The organism is Achromobacter sp. MUI-25009338 (genome assembly GCF_057359325.1).
Genome location: NZ_CM170627.1, coordinates 4,382,670 through 4,397,476 on the forward strand (window position 1 = coordinate 4,382,670; position 14,807 = coordinate 4,397,476).

10 protein-coding genes are annotated in these 14,807 nt (G+C 69.9%); 4 read left to right on the forward strand and 6 right to left on the reverse strand.

All coding sequences use genetic code 11. The features are described from left to right. Positions 1–10: 10 nt before the first annotated feature. Both AC1IQ6_RS20770 and AC1IQ6_RS20775 read left to right on the forward strand, forming a co-directional pair. Positions 11–1,696 (forward strand): glycosyl transferase family protein, encoded by a 1,686-nt coding sequence (locus AC1IQ6_RS20770; RefSeq protein WP_485865247.1) that lies wholly within the window; start codon positions 11–13, stop codon positions 1,694–1,696. Beyond that, a complete protein-coding gene (locus tag AC1IQ6_RS20775; RefSeq protein ID WP_485865248.1) occupies positions 1,693–3,984 on the forward strand; it encodes an NfrA family protein in 2,292 nt (763 codons plus the stop codon). Before AC1IQ6_RS20770 ends, AC1IQ6_RS20775 begins: the two co-directional genes overlap by 4 nt. A gap of 12 nt (positions 3,985–3,996) precedes the next feature. On the opposite strand, the gene AC1IQ6_RS20780 is transcribed toward AC1IQ6_RS20775, so the two are convergent. The 4 genes from AC1IQ6_RS20780 to AC1IQ6_RS20795 all read right to left on the reverse strand — a co-directional run bounded on the left by AC1IQ6_RS20780 (position 3,997) and on the right by AC1IQ6_RS20795 (position 7,558). After that, positions 3,997–4,935: a DUF4434 domain-containing protein gene (locus AC1IQ6_RS20780; RefSeq protein ID WP_485865249.1), complete on the reverse strand. Its 939-nt coding sequence runs from the start codon at positions 4,933–4,935 to the stop codon at positions 3,997–3,999. Positions 4,936–4,985: 50 nt separating this feature from the next. Then, positions 4,986–5,402 (reverse strand): YidB family protein, encoded by a 417-nt coding sequence (locus AC1IQ6_RS20785; RefSeq protein WP_111826646.1) that lies wholly within the window; start codon positions 5,400–5,402, stop codon positions 4,986–4,988. Between the two features lie 112 nt (positions 5,403–5,514). Next, entirely contained in the window at positions 5,515–6,732 is a 1,218-nt protein-coding gene (locus AC1IQ6_RS20790) for a lytic murein transglycosylase (protein ID WP_485865250.1), read from the reverse strand. A gap of 4 nt (positions 6,733–6,736) precedes the next feature. After that, positions 6,737–7,558: a ferritin-like domain-containing protein gene (locus AC1IQ6_RS20795; protein WP_485865251.1), complete on the reverse strand. Its 822-nt coding sequence runs from the start codon at positions 7,556–7,558 to the stop codon at positions 6,737–6,739. A gap of 87 nt (positions 7,559–7,645) precedes the next feature. On the opposite strand from AC1IQ6_RS20795, the gene AC1IQ6_RS20800 reads away from it, so the two are divergent. After that, the gene (locus AC1IQ6_RS20800; protein WP_485865252.1) at positions 7,646–8,776 is read left to right on the forward strand and encodes a GNAT family N-acetyltransferase; all 1,131 of its coding nucleotides are present in this window, start codon (positions 7,646–7,648) and stop codon (positions 8,774–8,776) included. A 352-nt stretch (positions 8,777–9,128) separates the two neighbouring features. Here the strand turns inward: AC1IQ6_RS20800 and AC1IQ6_RS20805 are convergent, their stop codons facing one another. Then, positions 9,129–9,599 carry a cyanophycin metabolism-associated DUF1854 family protein gene (locus tag AC1IQ6_RS20805; protein WP_485866591.1) on the reverse strand — a complete coding sequence of 157 codons (471 nt, stop codon included), beginning with the start codon at positions 9,597–9,599 and terminating at the stop codon, positions 9,129–9,131. A gap of 20 nt (positions 9,600–9,619) precedes the next feature. Continuing rightward, the gene (locus tag AC1IQ6_RS20810) at positions 9,620–11,905 is read right to left on the reverse strand and encodes a cyanophycin metabolism-associated ABC transporter (RefSeq protein ID WP_102774524.1); all 2,286 of its coding nucleotides are present in this window, start codon (positions 11,903–11,905) and stop codon (positions 9,620–9,622) included. 260 nt (positions 11,906–12,165) lie between these two features. On the opposite strand from AC1IQ6_RS20810, the gene cphA reads away from it, so the two are divergent. Next, on the forward strand, positions 12,166–14,781 hold the full coding sequence (gene cphA / locus AC1IQ6_RS20815; RefSeq protein WP_111826640.1) for a cyanophycin synthetase: 2,616 nt from the start codon (positions 12,166–12,168) through the stop codon (positions 14,779–14,781). Positions 14,782–14,807: the final 26 nt, after the last annotated feature.

A 14,807-nucleotide genomic window follows, 5' to 3' on the forward strand; every position in this document is an offset into this window, starting at 1 on the left:
AGGCGGCGCCATGTCCTCGCTTTACTGGCCCTACCTCATCGCCGACTACTACCGCGGCCTGGAAATCGTGACCGCGGCGGTCGGCGTGATCATCCTGCTGTCGAGCCTGGACGACCTGTTCATCGACGCCTGGTACTGGCTGCGGCAGGCGCGCCGCGCGCTGACGGTCAAGCGCCGCTACGCGCCGCTGACCGCCGAACAGCTGCGCGCCAAGCCCGAGCAGCCGCTGGCCATCATGGTGCCGGCATGGCTGGAGTACGACGTGATCGCGTCCATGCTGGAGACCATGGTTTCCACGCTGGAATACAAGAACTACATGATCTTCGCCGGCACTTACCAGAACGACGAGCGCACCATCAAGGAAGTCGAGCGCATGCGGCGCCGCTACCGCCAGCTGATACGGGTGGAAGTGCCGCACGACGGCCCGACCTGCAAGGCCGACTGCCTGAACTGGATCGTGCAGGCGATCTTCGCGCAGGACGGCCGCCAGCCTGTGCCCTTCGCCGGCGTGATCCTGCACGACAGCGAGGACGTGCTGCACCCGCTGGAACTGAAGTACTACAACTACCTGCTGCCGCGCATCGACTTCATCCAGCTGCCGGTCACCTCGCTGGAACGGCACTGGTACGAGCTGGTCGCCGGCACCTACATGGACGAATTCGCGGAATGGCACACCAAGGACCTGGTGGTGCGCGAAAGCCTATCGAAGATGGTGCCCTCGACCGGCGTGGGCACCTGCTTTTCGCGCCGGGCCCTGACCGAACTGGCGGCGGAAACCCAGAACCAGCCCTTCAACACCGACACGCTGACCGAGGACTACGACATCGGCGCGCGCCTGGCGCAGCGCGGCATGCGCCAGATTTTCGGCAAGTTCGAAGTGGAGTACGTCGCCCGCCGGCGCTCGTGGTTCGGCCTGGGGCCCGAGAAAGTCTCGGCCATCTCGATGCCGCTGGGCGTGCGCGAGTATTTCCCCAACACCTTCCGCACCGCCTACCGGCAGAAGGCGCGCTGGACGCTGGGCATCGGGCTGCAGGGCTGGCAGCAGGTGGGCTGGACCGGCACGCTGGCCACCAAGTACCTGCTGTTTCGCGACCGCAAGGGGCTGGTCACCTCGTTCATCGCGATCCTGGCCTACCTGCTGCTGGCCAACTTCTTCCTGTTCTACCTGGCCGACCGCTACGGCTGGTGGACGGTGTATTACCCCTCGTACTTCCGGCCGGACGGCTGGCTGGTCACGCTGATGTGGGTCAACGCCGTCGCACTGCTGCTGCGGGTCGTGCAGCGTGCCTATTTCGTCAACCGCATGTACGGCTGGGAGCACGCCCTGCTTTCCATGCCGCGGATGATCGTGGGCAACTTCATCAACGCCATGGCGGCGGCGCGCGCGTGGCGGCTGTTCATCGGCCATCTGATCACCGGCAAGCGCCTGGCGTGGGACAAGACCATGCACGACTTCCCGTCCACCGACCAGCTGAGCCAGCAGCGCCAGCGCCTGGGCGACCTGCTGCTGTCGTGGCAGGCCATCGACCACGCCGCGCTGGAACGCGCGCTGGAGATCCAGTCGCGCGAGAAACGCCCGCTCGGCGAGATCCTGATGGAACAGGGCTCGCTGGACCCGCATACCTTGCACGAAGCGCTCTCGTTCCAGCAAGGCGCCCCGGCCGACCCGCCCTCCCACAAGCCGTCTTCGCCATGACTATTCTTTCCCGCTCGCTGGCGATCGCCGCCCTGCTGACGTGCGCGGCGGCGGCCGGCGCCGCCGAACGGCCGCTCGACGGCGACGCCTACCAGCTCGCCGACCAGGCCTACAAACAGTACGACGCCGGCCACTACGAAACCGCCCAGGTCATGGCGGAGAACGCCATCCGGCTGCGGCCCGACGTGGCGCGGCTGCGGCTGCTCCTGGTCTACGCGCTGGAGAAACAGGGCAAGCGCCAGGAGGCGGCGCGCGCCGCCGACCGCGCGATCGCCGACGGCCTGGGCACGCCCGAACTGCGCCAGGCCCTGGCCGGCCTGCGGGCCGCGCCGGCCGCCGCCGTGCGCACGCCCGCGCCGCAATCCGCGCAGCAGCCCGCGCAACCGGCGCCCAGGACCGCCGCCCGCCCCGCCCCCAGGACCGCCTACCAGCGCGCCTATCCCGTGGCTGCGCGCGCCTACGCGGACTATGCGCGCCACGATTACGCTGCGGCCGCCGCCGGCGCCGAGCGCGCCTTCCGCGCCGTGCCGTCGCAGGGAGAATGGGCGTTGCTGTGGGTGGAATCGCTGGGCGCGCAGCAGCAGTTCGAAGCCGCCGGCCGCGCCGTCGACAGCGCGCTGGCGCTGGGCGCGCCCAACAAGGCCGCGCTGCGCGCGCGCAAGCAGGACTTGCAGCGGCAGATCGCCGCCAGCCGGATGCCGCCGGCTCCCGCCCCGGGCAGCGAGGCCGCCGCCGGCGCCTATGCCGCCTACGACCGTGGCGAATACCAGCAGGCCATCGCGCAGGCCCGCGAGGCCGTGGCGCAGGCGCCCGGCAATCCGGATTACGCCCGTCTGCTGACGACCACGCTGGCCGCGGGCAATCCGGCCCAGGCCGCCGAGGCGCGCGCCCTGCTGGACGACGAGATCGCCCGCCAGCCGGATTCGGCCGAACTGCTGGCGCAACGCGGCTACGTGCGCCAGCGCCTGGGCCAGCCGGCCGGCGCGGCGGACGATTTCGCCGCCGCGCGCGCCACCGGCAAGGCCCCGCCCCGCCTCATCCTGGACCAGGCCTATGCGCAATCGGCGATGGGAGACAACCGCGCCGCCACCGATACCCTCAAGCAGGCGATAGACCAGGACGACGCCGGCCTGCTGGGGCTGAACCCGCTGGAGCGCTACAACACGCGCAGCGCCATCGCCAACCTGTCGCGCGAATGGGGCGCGTCGTTCTCAGCCTCGTACCGCGGCGCGCGGCCGGCCAGCTCCAGCCTGGGCGGGGCCGCCATCAACACGCCCGGCGACGTGGTGTTCAGCACCGCCGAGATCTTCTGGCGCCCGCCCGAACTGAACAACCGCTGGGGCATGCTGGAAGCCTATGCGCGCAGCTCCAACACGCTGCACGACAGCGGCAGCACCTACGAATCGCGCCAGAACGTCGACCCCTGCACCGGCGAACGCACGCCGGACGAACGCGACGACGAAGAGCGCTTCCGCGACAACCGCACGGCCTCGGGCATCCCCAGCACTATCGGCGCGCTGGGCCTGCGCTACCTGCTGGCCGACACCGGCGTGACCTTCGGCATCGAACGCCGCTTCTACCTGGGTTCGGCCACGCGCCAGGGCTATGCCTATCCCGAATCCAGCTCGGTCCAGTGCAATGCGCAAAAGGCCTTCCACCAGCAATACCCCGGCCTGGACGACCAGAGCGCGGTGGCGCGCTACAAGCTCAACGGCAACGCCGGCGGATGGATGACCTACGTCACCTATGGCTATTACCAGGGCCGCGAACTGCGCGTGGACACGCCCAGCTGGCTCACCATCGAGGGCTACGCGCAGGCCGGCTATGCCTGGGACGACAACAGCGCGCGCTATACCGCCTATTCGGTGGACTCGCGCGGCAACCGCCAGCAGGAACTGGGCAGCGCCTCCGGCCGCCTCAAGCGCGAGCAGGCTTTCCTGTCCGGCGAGCTGCGCGTGGGCCGCAGCTTCCGCGCGACCGCCATCAGCGACAAGCTGGTGCTGTTCCCCTACGCGGTGGTGGGCGCGGACTGGCTGTGGCAGAAAGACGTAGCCAAACTGGACGACATGCCGCTCTATGGCAGCCAGTCCGTGGTCCTGTCCAATCACGACAGTTCCTGGTCGCTGGGCGTGGGCCCGGGCTTCAACGTGCGCTACTGGTTCCGCGAAGACCACTACAACGCGCCCCGCTCCTACCTGGACCTGGGCGTGCAGTACCGGGCCAGCATCGGCGGCGGCGCGAGCGACCGCGCCAAGGGCTGGTTCATGAACATGACGCTGTCGTATTGACGCGCCGCGGCGCTACGGCGGCCATTGCCGCCTGAGGCGCTCGGCCTCGGGCGTGGGTCCGATGAGCCAGGGATCGGCGGCGAAGGCGACCACGCGCTGCGCGCGATAGCCGCGCGCGATGCGCAGCTGCCTGCGGACGCGCGCGGCCTCGGCCGAGCGCGCGCGGAAGGTGGTGCCGTCCTGCCGTTCCGAGGGCAGTTCCTCGAACAGTTCCACGATCAGGTCGAACGGCGCGCGCCGCGCCAGCAGCATGCGGTGCAGCGGCTCCAGCGCATCGTAGGCGGCCATGCCCGCCACGCCCACCCCGTCCTGCAGCATGGGATGCAGCGGCGCCGCGTCCAGCAGCTCGCTCCACAGGTCGGCCAGGCTCAACGGCCCGGGCAGCTTGCTGTGATAGGTGGAGATCGGCAGGGCCGCGCCGGCCTGCTGCGCCAGCGGCGCGCACAGGCCGGCCAGCCATTCGCGCAGGCGCTGGCGGCGCTGCGGCGCGGCCCAGCTGTGCTGCTCGATTTCGTAAGGGATGTACCAGCCGCGAAACGCCGCGCGCCGCGGCCAGGGCGAGGAGCCGGCATAGTCCAGCGCGGCCGCGCCCGCCGCCTGCAGGAATGCGGCCAGCGCCGCGTCGTCGGGATCGCCCAGCTGCCGCCACCAGCGCTCGTCGTAGGGCAGGCCCAGCTGCAGGCCCATGCCCAGGCGCTCGGCCTCGTCGAAGATCAACCCCAGCGTGGCGGCCGGCAGCTGCCACGGCCGGGGTCCGCCGCTGGCGCCCACCCATTGGATGACGATCTCGCGGAAACCCAGCCCGTGCATGGCGGCGATGCGTTCGCGCCATGCCTGCGGCGCCAGGTCCAGGTGGCTGGGCCACAACTGCCAGAACGTGCTTTGCGGCGACCAGGCGGGCGCGCATGCGGGCAGGCCGGCGGCGGCCGCCGCCAGGCCCAGGCCGCACAACAGGCGCCGCCGGCCGGAAGATGCAGGCTGGGACTGCCGGGCGATGGGAATCAGCCCGCGCGGTTGCCGAACATGCCCGACAGCGAGGCCAGCAGGTCGGCCGGGTTGAACTGCGGGCTGGCCGGCACCGCGCCGTCGGGCGTGGCCTGGTCCACCAGCTGCGGCAGCAGCGAGGCCAGCGAGCCCAGCACCGAATTCGTGTCCTGGCCGGTCTTGGCGGCCAGCTCATTGACCACGCCGGGGTCCAGCACCGAGCCCAGCTGGTCGGCGCTGACCGGCAGGTTCTGGCCGGTGCTTACCCAGGAGGAAACGATCTCGCTCAGGCCGCCCTTCTGGAAGGCGGCGATCAGTCCCGCCAGTCCGCCCGGGTAGTTGTTCAACTGCTCGATCAGCGCGGGCAACAGCGACGCCGAGCCCCCTTGCTGATTGCCGCCGGCCATCGAGGCCAAGGTATCCAATAGGCTCATCATCGTGCTCCAGAAAAATCGGAAAACCAGTATAGGCCCGAGTCCGGCGCGGCGGGCGTCATCCGGCGCTCGCGGTTGCAGATCTTTGCAAAGCTTGTCGTTGCCGGCCGTTTCAGTCGGCCGCCTTGGGCTGGGCCGCCCGCAGCGCCTGCAGCGACTTCAGGCCGGCGCGCCCGTCCGCGGGCAGGCCCAGCTCGCGCTGCGCCGCCTGCAAGGCGGCCCGGGTGCGCGCGCCTATCATGCCGTCGGGCTCGCCCACGTCATGGCCCCGCGCGATCAGCAGGCGCTGCAGTTCGCGGCGCTGGGCCCGCGACAGGCCCGGGTCGTCGGTCGGCCAGGCCTGGACCAGCGGCCCGCCGCCGCGCAGCCGGTCCGACAAATGGGCGATGGCGAGCGCGTAGCTTTCGGCGGCGTTGTAGGAATACAGGGCGTCGAAATTGCGCGTGACCAGAAAGGCCGGACCGTTGCGTCCCGCCGGCAGCAGCAGGCCGGCCGGCGCGTCGCCCGCCGGCAAGGGCCGGCCGTCCGCGCGCGCCACGCCGCGCTGCGCCCAATAGGACATCGGGCGCTTGTTCTTGCGGCCGGACACGCCGGCGTCCAGGCCGGCGGGCAGCCGGACCTCGTAGCCCCAGTCCAGGGCCGGGTTCCAGCCCGCGCGCTTGAGGAAATTGGCGGTCGAGGCCAGCGCGTCCGGCACGCTGTCGACCAGGTCGCGGCGGCCGTCGCCGTCGAAATCCACCGCCAGCCGCAGGTAGGTGGACGGCATGAACTGGGTCTGGCCGAAGGCGCCGGCCCAGGACCCCGTCAGGCGTTCCGGCGCCATGCCCTCGTCCTGGATGATTTTCAGGGTGGCATAGAACTCGCCGCGGAAATAGGCCTGGCGGCGGCCGAAGCAGGACAGCGTCGACAGCGAGACCAGCAGCGGCCGTCCGCCCAGCGTGCGGCCGTAATTGCTTTCCACGCCCCAGACGGCGGCCACGGTGGCCGGGTCCACGCCATAGCGCGAGGCGGCCCGCTGCAGCTCGGCCTGCCAGCGCGCCATCGCCGCCTGGCCGTCGGCCACGCGTTCGTCGTCGACCAGTCCGGCCATGTAGTCCCAGATGGGCGTCTTGAATTCGGGCTGCGCGTCGAGCAGGCCGATCACCGCCATGTCGGGCGCCAGGCCCGCGGTATGGGTGTCGAAGGTCGCGCCCGACACGCCGGCCTTGAGGGCCGGCCCGCGCAGCTGCGCCAGGCAGGCCGCGAAGGGCTCGGCGGCCTGGGCCGCGAAAGCCGGCAGCGCCAGCGCGGCGCAGGCCAGCAAGGCGTGGGCAGGGATACGCTTGCGCATGGGTTCAGCCCTCCTGCAGCGCCGCGAGCTCGGCGTCGTCGAAGCCGGCGGCGCGGCGCGCCTCCAGGTTGAACGGCCCGCGCAGGCGCGGCGCGCCGTGGCGCCTGGCCAGTTCCGCGTAACAGGCGACGGGGTCCTGGCCAGATTGTTCGCACAGGCGCTTGTACCAGGCGTTGCCGATGGCGACGTGGCCGATCTCGTCGGCCAGGATGATGTCGACGATGGCCGCGCTTTCGCGGTCGCCGGCCCCGGCCAGCTTGTCGCGGATCTGCGGCGAGGCGTCCAGGCCGCGCGCCTCCAGCGTGCGCGGCACCAGCGCCAGGCGCGCCAGCAGATCGTCGCGCGTGCGCTCCGCCATTTCCCACAGGCCGTTGTGGGCGGGGAAATCGCCGTAGGCGTGGCCCAGGGCCTCCAGGCGCTGCCTGAGCAGGTCGAAGTGATACGCCTCTTCGCGCGCCACGCGCAGCCAGTCGCGATAGAAGGCCTCGGGCATGCCTTCGAAGCGCCACATGATGTCCAGCGCCAGGTTGATCGCGTTGAACTCGATATGGGCCAGGGCGTGCAGCAGCGCCGCGCGCCCTTCCTGCGTGGCCATGGAACGCTGCCGGACTTCGGACGGCGCCACCAGCGGCGGCCGCGCCGGGCGGCCCGGCAGCGCGGCGTCGGGCGTGAACACCGCGTCGCAGTCCAGCGTTGCGGCGTCCGAAATGGCGCGCACCGCGGCCAGCTTGTCCTGCCACGCCGTGGCGGCCAGCGCCGCCAGGGCCTGTCCGCGCAGGCAATCGCGCCCATTGCCGCCAGCCGGCGGCGCCGTCTTGATATCCATACTCCATCCCGCGCCGGAAAACGGCGCCTCGCCAAAAAACGCCACGGCTTCAACGCCGTGCAAGCACGGAGACTTTATCATCCGCCTATGGATTCCCTGCGCCTGACCATAGAAACCGACCTGGCCCGCATCGACGCCGGACAGTGGGATGCCCTGGCGGGCGACCAGCCCTTCCTGCGCCACGCCTTCCTGCACGCGCTGCACGAGACCGGCTGCGCCGCGCCCCAAACCGGCTGGGCGCCCCACTACCTGGCGCTGTGGCGGGACGACGCGCTGGCCGCGGCCGCGCCGCTCTACCTCAAATCGCATTCCCGCGGCGAGTACGTGTTCGACTACGCCTGGGCCGACGCCTTCCAGCGCCACGGCATGCGCTACTACCCCAAGCTGCTGTCGGCCATTCCGTTCACGCCGGTGACCGGCCCGCGGCTGCTGGCGCGCACCGACGAGGACCGCGACACGCTGGTGCGCGGGCTGGTCGCCTTCGCCGAAGAAATCGGCGTGTCCTCGCTGCACCTGCTGTTTCCGGACGACGCCGACCTGCGCGCGCTGCGCGCGGCCGGCTTCATGGTGCGCGAAAGCGTGCAGTTCCACTGGACCAACCCGGGCTATGCGGACTTCGAGGCCTTCCTGGCCGCGATGAGCCACGACAAGCGCAAGAAAATCCGGCAGGACCGCAAGAAGGTCGCCGCCGCCGGCCTGGACTACCGCTGGCTGCGCGGCGAGCAGATCGGCGCGGCCGAACTCGGCTTTTTCTACGAGTGCTACTGCCGCACCTACTTCAGCCACGGCAACCCGCCCTACCTGAGCCGCGAATTCTTCGAACGCGCGCATCGCGAACAGCCCGAGGCCTTCGTGCTGATCCTGGCCCAGCGCGACGGCGTACCGGTGGCGGCCGCGCTCAACCTGGCCGGCGGCGACGCGCTCTACGGCCGCTACTGGGGCGCGACCGAGCACGTGCCGGGGCTACATTTCGAGACCTGTTACATGCAGTCGATCGCCTATTGCATCGCGAACGGCATCGCCCGCTTCGAGGGCGGCGCGCAGGGCGAGCACAAGATGGCGCGCGGCCTGCTGCCCACCCCCACCTGGTCGGCCCACTGGGTCGCCCACCCCGGCTTCGCCGACGCGATACGGGGCTTTCTGGACGAAGAGACGGTTGCGGTGGCGGATTATCTTGGAGAACTGGAAACGCACACGCCGTTCAAGCGGGTGGGTTGAGGTGGATGGCGTGGCGGGAGCCGGCGCTTGGATCTTGCCGCGGAAGCCGGCGGCTGCGCCGCCTGATGGGTTTCGCGCGCTCGCGATCGGTGTTCTTGCTTAAGGGCTCTCGCGCTGCACCCATCCTACACGCCCACGTCGGCGCGGACGCAGGCGTGCAGGCCAAGGCACGTAGGATGGGTGCAGCGCGGCAGTTCCTGGGCAAGAACCCGATCATCGAACGCGCGTAACCCATCGGCCGGTGGCAGCCGGTATTTGCGTCTGCCGCGAAAGGCGGCGGCTGCGCCGCCTGATGGGTTTCGCGCGTTGGATGTTGGAGTTCTTGCTCAAGAATTCTCGCGCTGCACCCATCCTACAGAAACCGGTCCAGCAGCTTGCGGCTGTGCTTGTCCAGCGACTGGATGTCGCGCACCAGATAGAAGATGCCGTGGCTGTCGGCGATCAGCAGGGTCTGCGGGCTCAGGCGCCGGATGTCCTCTTCGCCGCGCAGCGTGAACGAGGTCGGCCCGCGGTCGGTTTCGACCTTCCAGACGCTGGGCGTGGCGAAGCTGGACACGCTGGCCAGCTTGCGGATCTCGGGCATGAATTCCCGGCGCTGCAACTCTTCTTCGACCAGCGCGCGCGCGGAGGCGGGCAGATCGGACAGCTGTTCGATCCAGAGCAGTTCGCGGCCTTCGCCGGTCACCAGCGACAGGCCGCGGCCGGCCTCGCTGATCGGGAAGGCGCGCACCGGGATGACGCCCTCGTGGACGTCGCCCTCGGCGGACTGGAACTCCAGGCGCCCGAAGGCGTTGCGGCGCAATTGAAACGGCGGCAGGGTCATGGCGGTCATCCCGGTTGGCGTCAGGCCACGGCGGCCATGTCTTCACTGCCCGACGCCTGGGCGTCGGCCTCGGCCTGGCGCGCCTGCGCCTGATAGAGCCGGTAGTAGGCGCCCTCGCGCGCCATGAGTTCCTCGTGCGGCCCCTGCTCCACGATCTGGCCGCGGTCCAGCACCACCAGCCGGTCGGCCTTGCGCAGCGTGCTCAGGCGGTGGGCGATGGCGATCGTGGTGCGTCCGCGCACCAGGTTGTCGAGCGCCTTCTGGATTTCCTTTTCGGTGGTGGTGTCGACCGACGAGGTGGCCTCGTCCAGGATCAGGATGCGCGGGTCGATCAGCAGCGCGCGCGCGATCGAGATGCGCTGGCGCTCGCCGCCCGACAGCGCCTGGCCGCGCTCGCCCACCAGCGAGTCGTAGCCGTGCGGCAGCCGCAGGATGAACTCGTGCGCGTGCGCGGCCCGCGCCGCGGCCACGATCTCGTCGCGCGTGGCCTCGGGCTTGCCGTAGGCGATGTTCTCGGCGATGGTGCCGAAGAACAGGAAAGGCTCCTGCAGCACCAGGCCGATGTTGCGCCGGTAGTCGGCCACGCGCACCGAACGGATGTCGGCGCCGTCGACCAGCACCGCGCCTTCCGACACGTCGTAGAAGCGGCAGATCAGGTTGATCAGCGTGCTCTTGCCCGAACCGCTGTGGCCGACCAGGCCTATCATCTCGCCCGGCTCGATGTTCAGGTTCAGGCCGCGGATGACCTGGCGGTTGCCGTAGCGAAAGCCCACGTCGCGCAGTTCGATGCGGCCGTCGATGTGCGGCAGCCGGGCCGGATTCTGCGGCTCCGGAACGCTGGAGACGTGGTCCAGGATGTCGAAGATGCGCTTGGCGCCGGCGGCCGCCTTCTGCGTGACCGACACGATGCGGCTCATCGAATCCAGGCGCGTGTAGAAGCGGCCGATGTACGCGAGGAACGCGGCCAGCACGCCGACGGTGATCTGCTTTTGCGACACCTGCCAGATGCCGAAGATCCACACCACCAGCAGGCCGACTTCGGTCAGCAGCGTGACCGTGGGCGAGAACAGCGACCAGGTGGTGTTGACCCGGTCGTTGACTTCCAGGTTGCGGTTGTTGGCCTCGCGGAAACGCGCGACCTCGCGCTTTTCCTGGGCGAAGGCCTTGACCACGCGGATGCCGGGTATGGTGTCGGCCAGCACGTTGGTGATTTCCGACCAGATGCGGTCGACCTTCTCGAAGCCGTGGCGCAGCCGGTCGCGCACCGCGTGGATCATCCAGATGATGAAGGGCAGCGGCACCAGCGTGACCAGCGCCAGCCAGGGATTGATCGACACCAGGATCACCGCCGTCATGACGATCATCAGAATGTCGGTGGCGAAGTCCAGCAGGTGCAGCGACAGGAACACGCAGATCCGGTCGGTCTCGCTGCCGATGCGCGAGATCAGGTCGCCGGTGCGCTTGCCGCCGAAGTATTCCAGCGAAAGCTGCTGCAGGTGTTCGTAGGTGGTGGTGCGCAGGTCGGCGCCGATGCGCTCGCTGACCCAGGCCAGGATGTAGGTGCGGGCCCAGCCCAGCCCCCAGGCCAGGAAGGCCGACGCCAGCAGGCCGCCCAGGTACAGGCGGACCTTGGCGTAGTCGATGGGCGCGCCGTTCTGGAACGGGATCAGCACGTCGTCCATCAGCGGCATGGTCAGGTACGGCGGCACCAGGGTGGCCGCCGTGCCCATCAGCGTCAGCAGGAAACCGGCCAGCAGCGGGCCGCGGTAGGGCCGCGCGAAACGCCACAGGCGCAGCAGCGCCCAGGTGGAGGACGGCGCCGCCTGTTCCTGCTTGCACGTGGGGCACTCCTGCGCCCCCGCGGGAATGGCGTTGTTGCAGATCGTACAGGTGCGTTCGGCCGGCTCCTCGGCGGGGCGGCCGGACAGGCGGATGGCCTGCTGGGCCTCGAACTGCGCCAGCAGGCGCAGCGCGGCCGGGTTGCGGGCCAGGGTGAAGCGCCACGCGCCCAGGCGGGCGGCGTCGTCGTGCAGCTCCAGCAGCGCGGCGCCGGCGTGGTCGCTCAGGCCCAGCTTCAGCCCGGGGCCATAGGCCCAGGATTCCCAGCCGGCGTCGTCGGCGCGACGGGCCAGCAGGCGTCGGTCGGTGGCGGCGACCAGGCCGGGCCGGAATTGCAGACGGGCGTCCAGATCGGTCTCGACCCAGGCGAGCAGGCTCTCGCCATCGGCCAGTTCGGCGCGGATTTCATCCTGCCAGCGGGCAGGAACGGCAGCGGCCAAGCCGGAAAACAGGTGTGTTTTTTTCATTGAAGCGCATACCGGGCCAGGACTCTGCCCTACGAGGCCACCGGTTCGCCACCGGGAGGGGCGGGAAACGTGTCCCTTCCTTACAACACAACGAGTTAACGCCCTGAAGGCGTCGTATAGTATCAGCCGATTTTTCTAATTAGGAATATCTGGGATCCCCCGACTCGTTGGCATTATTCTAAAGGCGCAACCCCAATAAATTCGCGGTCTAGCATAGGGGCGTCCGCGCGTGCCAACCTGCTTCTTCAGCAAATTAAAACATGAAAAAGAAAGACATTGAATTTCTCGATGTCGTGGCTTTGCGCGGCCCGAACATTTGGACGTATCGCCCGGTTCTGGAAGCATGGGTGGATATCGGAGAGTTGGAGGACTATCCCTCCAACACGATTCCCGGCTTCTACGAACGCCTGACCGCATGGCTGCCCACGCTGATCGAGCACCGCTGCAGCCCGGGCGTGCGGGGCGGGTTCCTGTCCCGCGTGCGCGAAGGCACCTGGCCGGGCCACATCCTGGAGCACGTGACGCTGGAGCTGCAGAACCTCGCGGGGCTGCGCGGCGGCTTCGGCAAGGCCCGCGAAACCTCCACCCGCGGCGTCTACAAGGTGGTCGTGCGCGCCTGGCAGGAACAGGTCACCCGCGCCGCGCTGCAAGAGGCGCGCGACCTGGTCATGGCCGCCATCGAAGACCGCCCCTACGACGTGCCCGCCGCCGTCTCCAAGCTGCGCGGCCTGATCGACCAGCACTGCCTGGGTCCCAGCACCGCCTGTATCGTGGACGCGGCCGACGACCGCGACATCCCGTACATCCGCCTGTTCGAGGGCAACCTGGTGCAGTTCGGCTACGGCTCGGCGCAGCGCCGCATCTGGACGGCCGAGACCGACCGCACCGGCGCCATCGCCGAAGGCATCTCGCGCGACAAGGACCTGACCAAGGAGCTGCTGTCCACCTGCGGCGTGCCGGTGCCCGAAGGCCGCCTGGTCGACAGCGCGGAAGACGCCTGGGCGGCGGCCGAGGACATCGGCCTGCCGGTGGTCGTGAAACCCTATGACGGCAACCACGGCCGCGGCGTATTCACCAACCTGGTCACGCGCGAGGAAGTGGAATCGGCCTACCGCGTGGCGGTGGACGAAGGCAGCGGCGTGATCGTCGAACGCTTCGTGCTGGGCAACGAGCACCGCCTGCTGGTGGTCGGCGACCGCATGGTGGCCGCCGCCGCCGGCGAGCCGGCCTGGGTGACGGGCGACGGCAAGTCCACCATCGCCGAGCTGATCGACAGCCAGATCAATACCGACCCGCGCCGCGGCCGCACCGAAAACCACCCGCTGAATCCGGTGCGCCTGGATTCGGCGGCGCGCCTGGAGATCGCGCGCCAGGGCCTGTCCGAGGACGGCGTGCCGGCCGAAGGCCAGCGCGTGCTGGTGCAGCGCAGCGGCAACGTCGCCTTCGACGTGACCGACCGCGTGCATCCCAGCGTCGCCGCCACCGTGACCCTGGCCGCGCGCATCGTCGGCCTGGACATCGCCGGCGTGGACCTGGTGGCCGAAGACATCTCGCGCCCGCTGGACGAGCAGCGCGGCGCCATCGTCGAGGTCAATGCCGGCCCCGGCCTGCTGATGCACCTGAAGCCGGCCGACGGCGCGCCGCGCCCGGTGGGCCGCGCCATCGTCGACCACCTGTTCCCCGAGGGCGACAGCGGCCGCATCCCCATCGTGGGCGTGACCGGCACCAACGGCAAGACCGTGGTGGCGCGCCTGGTGGCGCGACTGCTGCACCTGTCGGGCAAGCGCACCGGCCTGGCCTGCAGCGAGGGCCTGTACCTCGACCGCCGCCTGGTGCAGAAAGGCGACCGCGCCGATTTCGATTCCGGCACGCGCCTGCTGATGAACCGCAACCTGGACGCCGCCGTCATCGAGAACGACAGCGGCGTGATCCTGGGCCAGGGCCTTTCCTACGACCGCTGCCAGGTCGGCGTGGTCACCAATATCGACGACGCCGACCACCTGGGCGACTTCGACATCAACGACACGGAGCGCATGTTCAATGTGTTCCGCACCCAGGTCGACGTGGTGCTGCCCGGCGGCGCGGCGGTGCTCAACGCGCGCGATCCGCAAGTGGTGGAGATGGCCGAGCTGTGCGACGGCGCGGTGATCTTCTTCGGCATCGACCCCGCCCTGCCCGCCATCGCCGCGCACCTGGCCCAGGATGGCCGCGCCGTGTTCGTGCGCGACGGCGCCATCGTGCTGGCGCAAGGCGCGCGCGAGGAAAAGCTGGCCGCCGTGGCCGCCATTCCGCTGACCCACGGCGGGCGCGTGGCCTTCCAGGTCGAGAACGTGCTGGCCGCGGTCGGCGCGGCCTGGGCGCTGGACATTCCGGTCGAACTGATCCGCGCCGGCATCGAGACCTTCGACATCGACCAGGCCGACGCGCCCTGGCAGTTCACGCTGTTCGAACGCAACGGCAGCACCGTGGTGGTCGACGACGTGCACAACGCCTCGGCCCTGCGCCCGCTGATCGCCGCCATCGACCAGTTCCCGTCGGCGCGCCGCGCCGCCGCCTATTCGGCCGGCGCCGACCGGCGCGACCAGGACCTGGTCGAACAAGGCAGGCTGCTGGGCGACGCCTTCGACCGCGTGGTGCTCTACGACGACCTCACGGTGCGGAGCAAGCGCCCGCCGGGCCAGGCGCGCGCGCTGCTGCGCCAGGGCCTGGCGCAGGGTTCGCGGGTGCAGGAAGTGCTGGACGAGCCCGACCACGGCAAGGCGATCGACAGCCTGCTCAAGGGCATCGTCGCGGGCGACTTCATCCTGCTGCAATCGGACGAGGCGTTCTCCGGCCCCACCATCGACCTGGTCCGCCGCTGGATTCAGCAATACTGACAATATCCGCGCGCGCCCTGCGCATC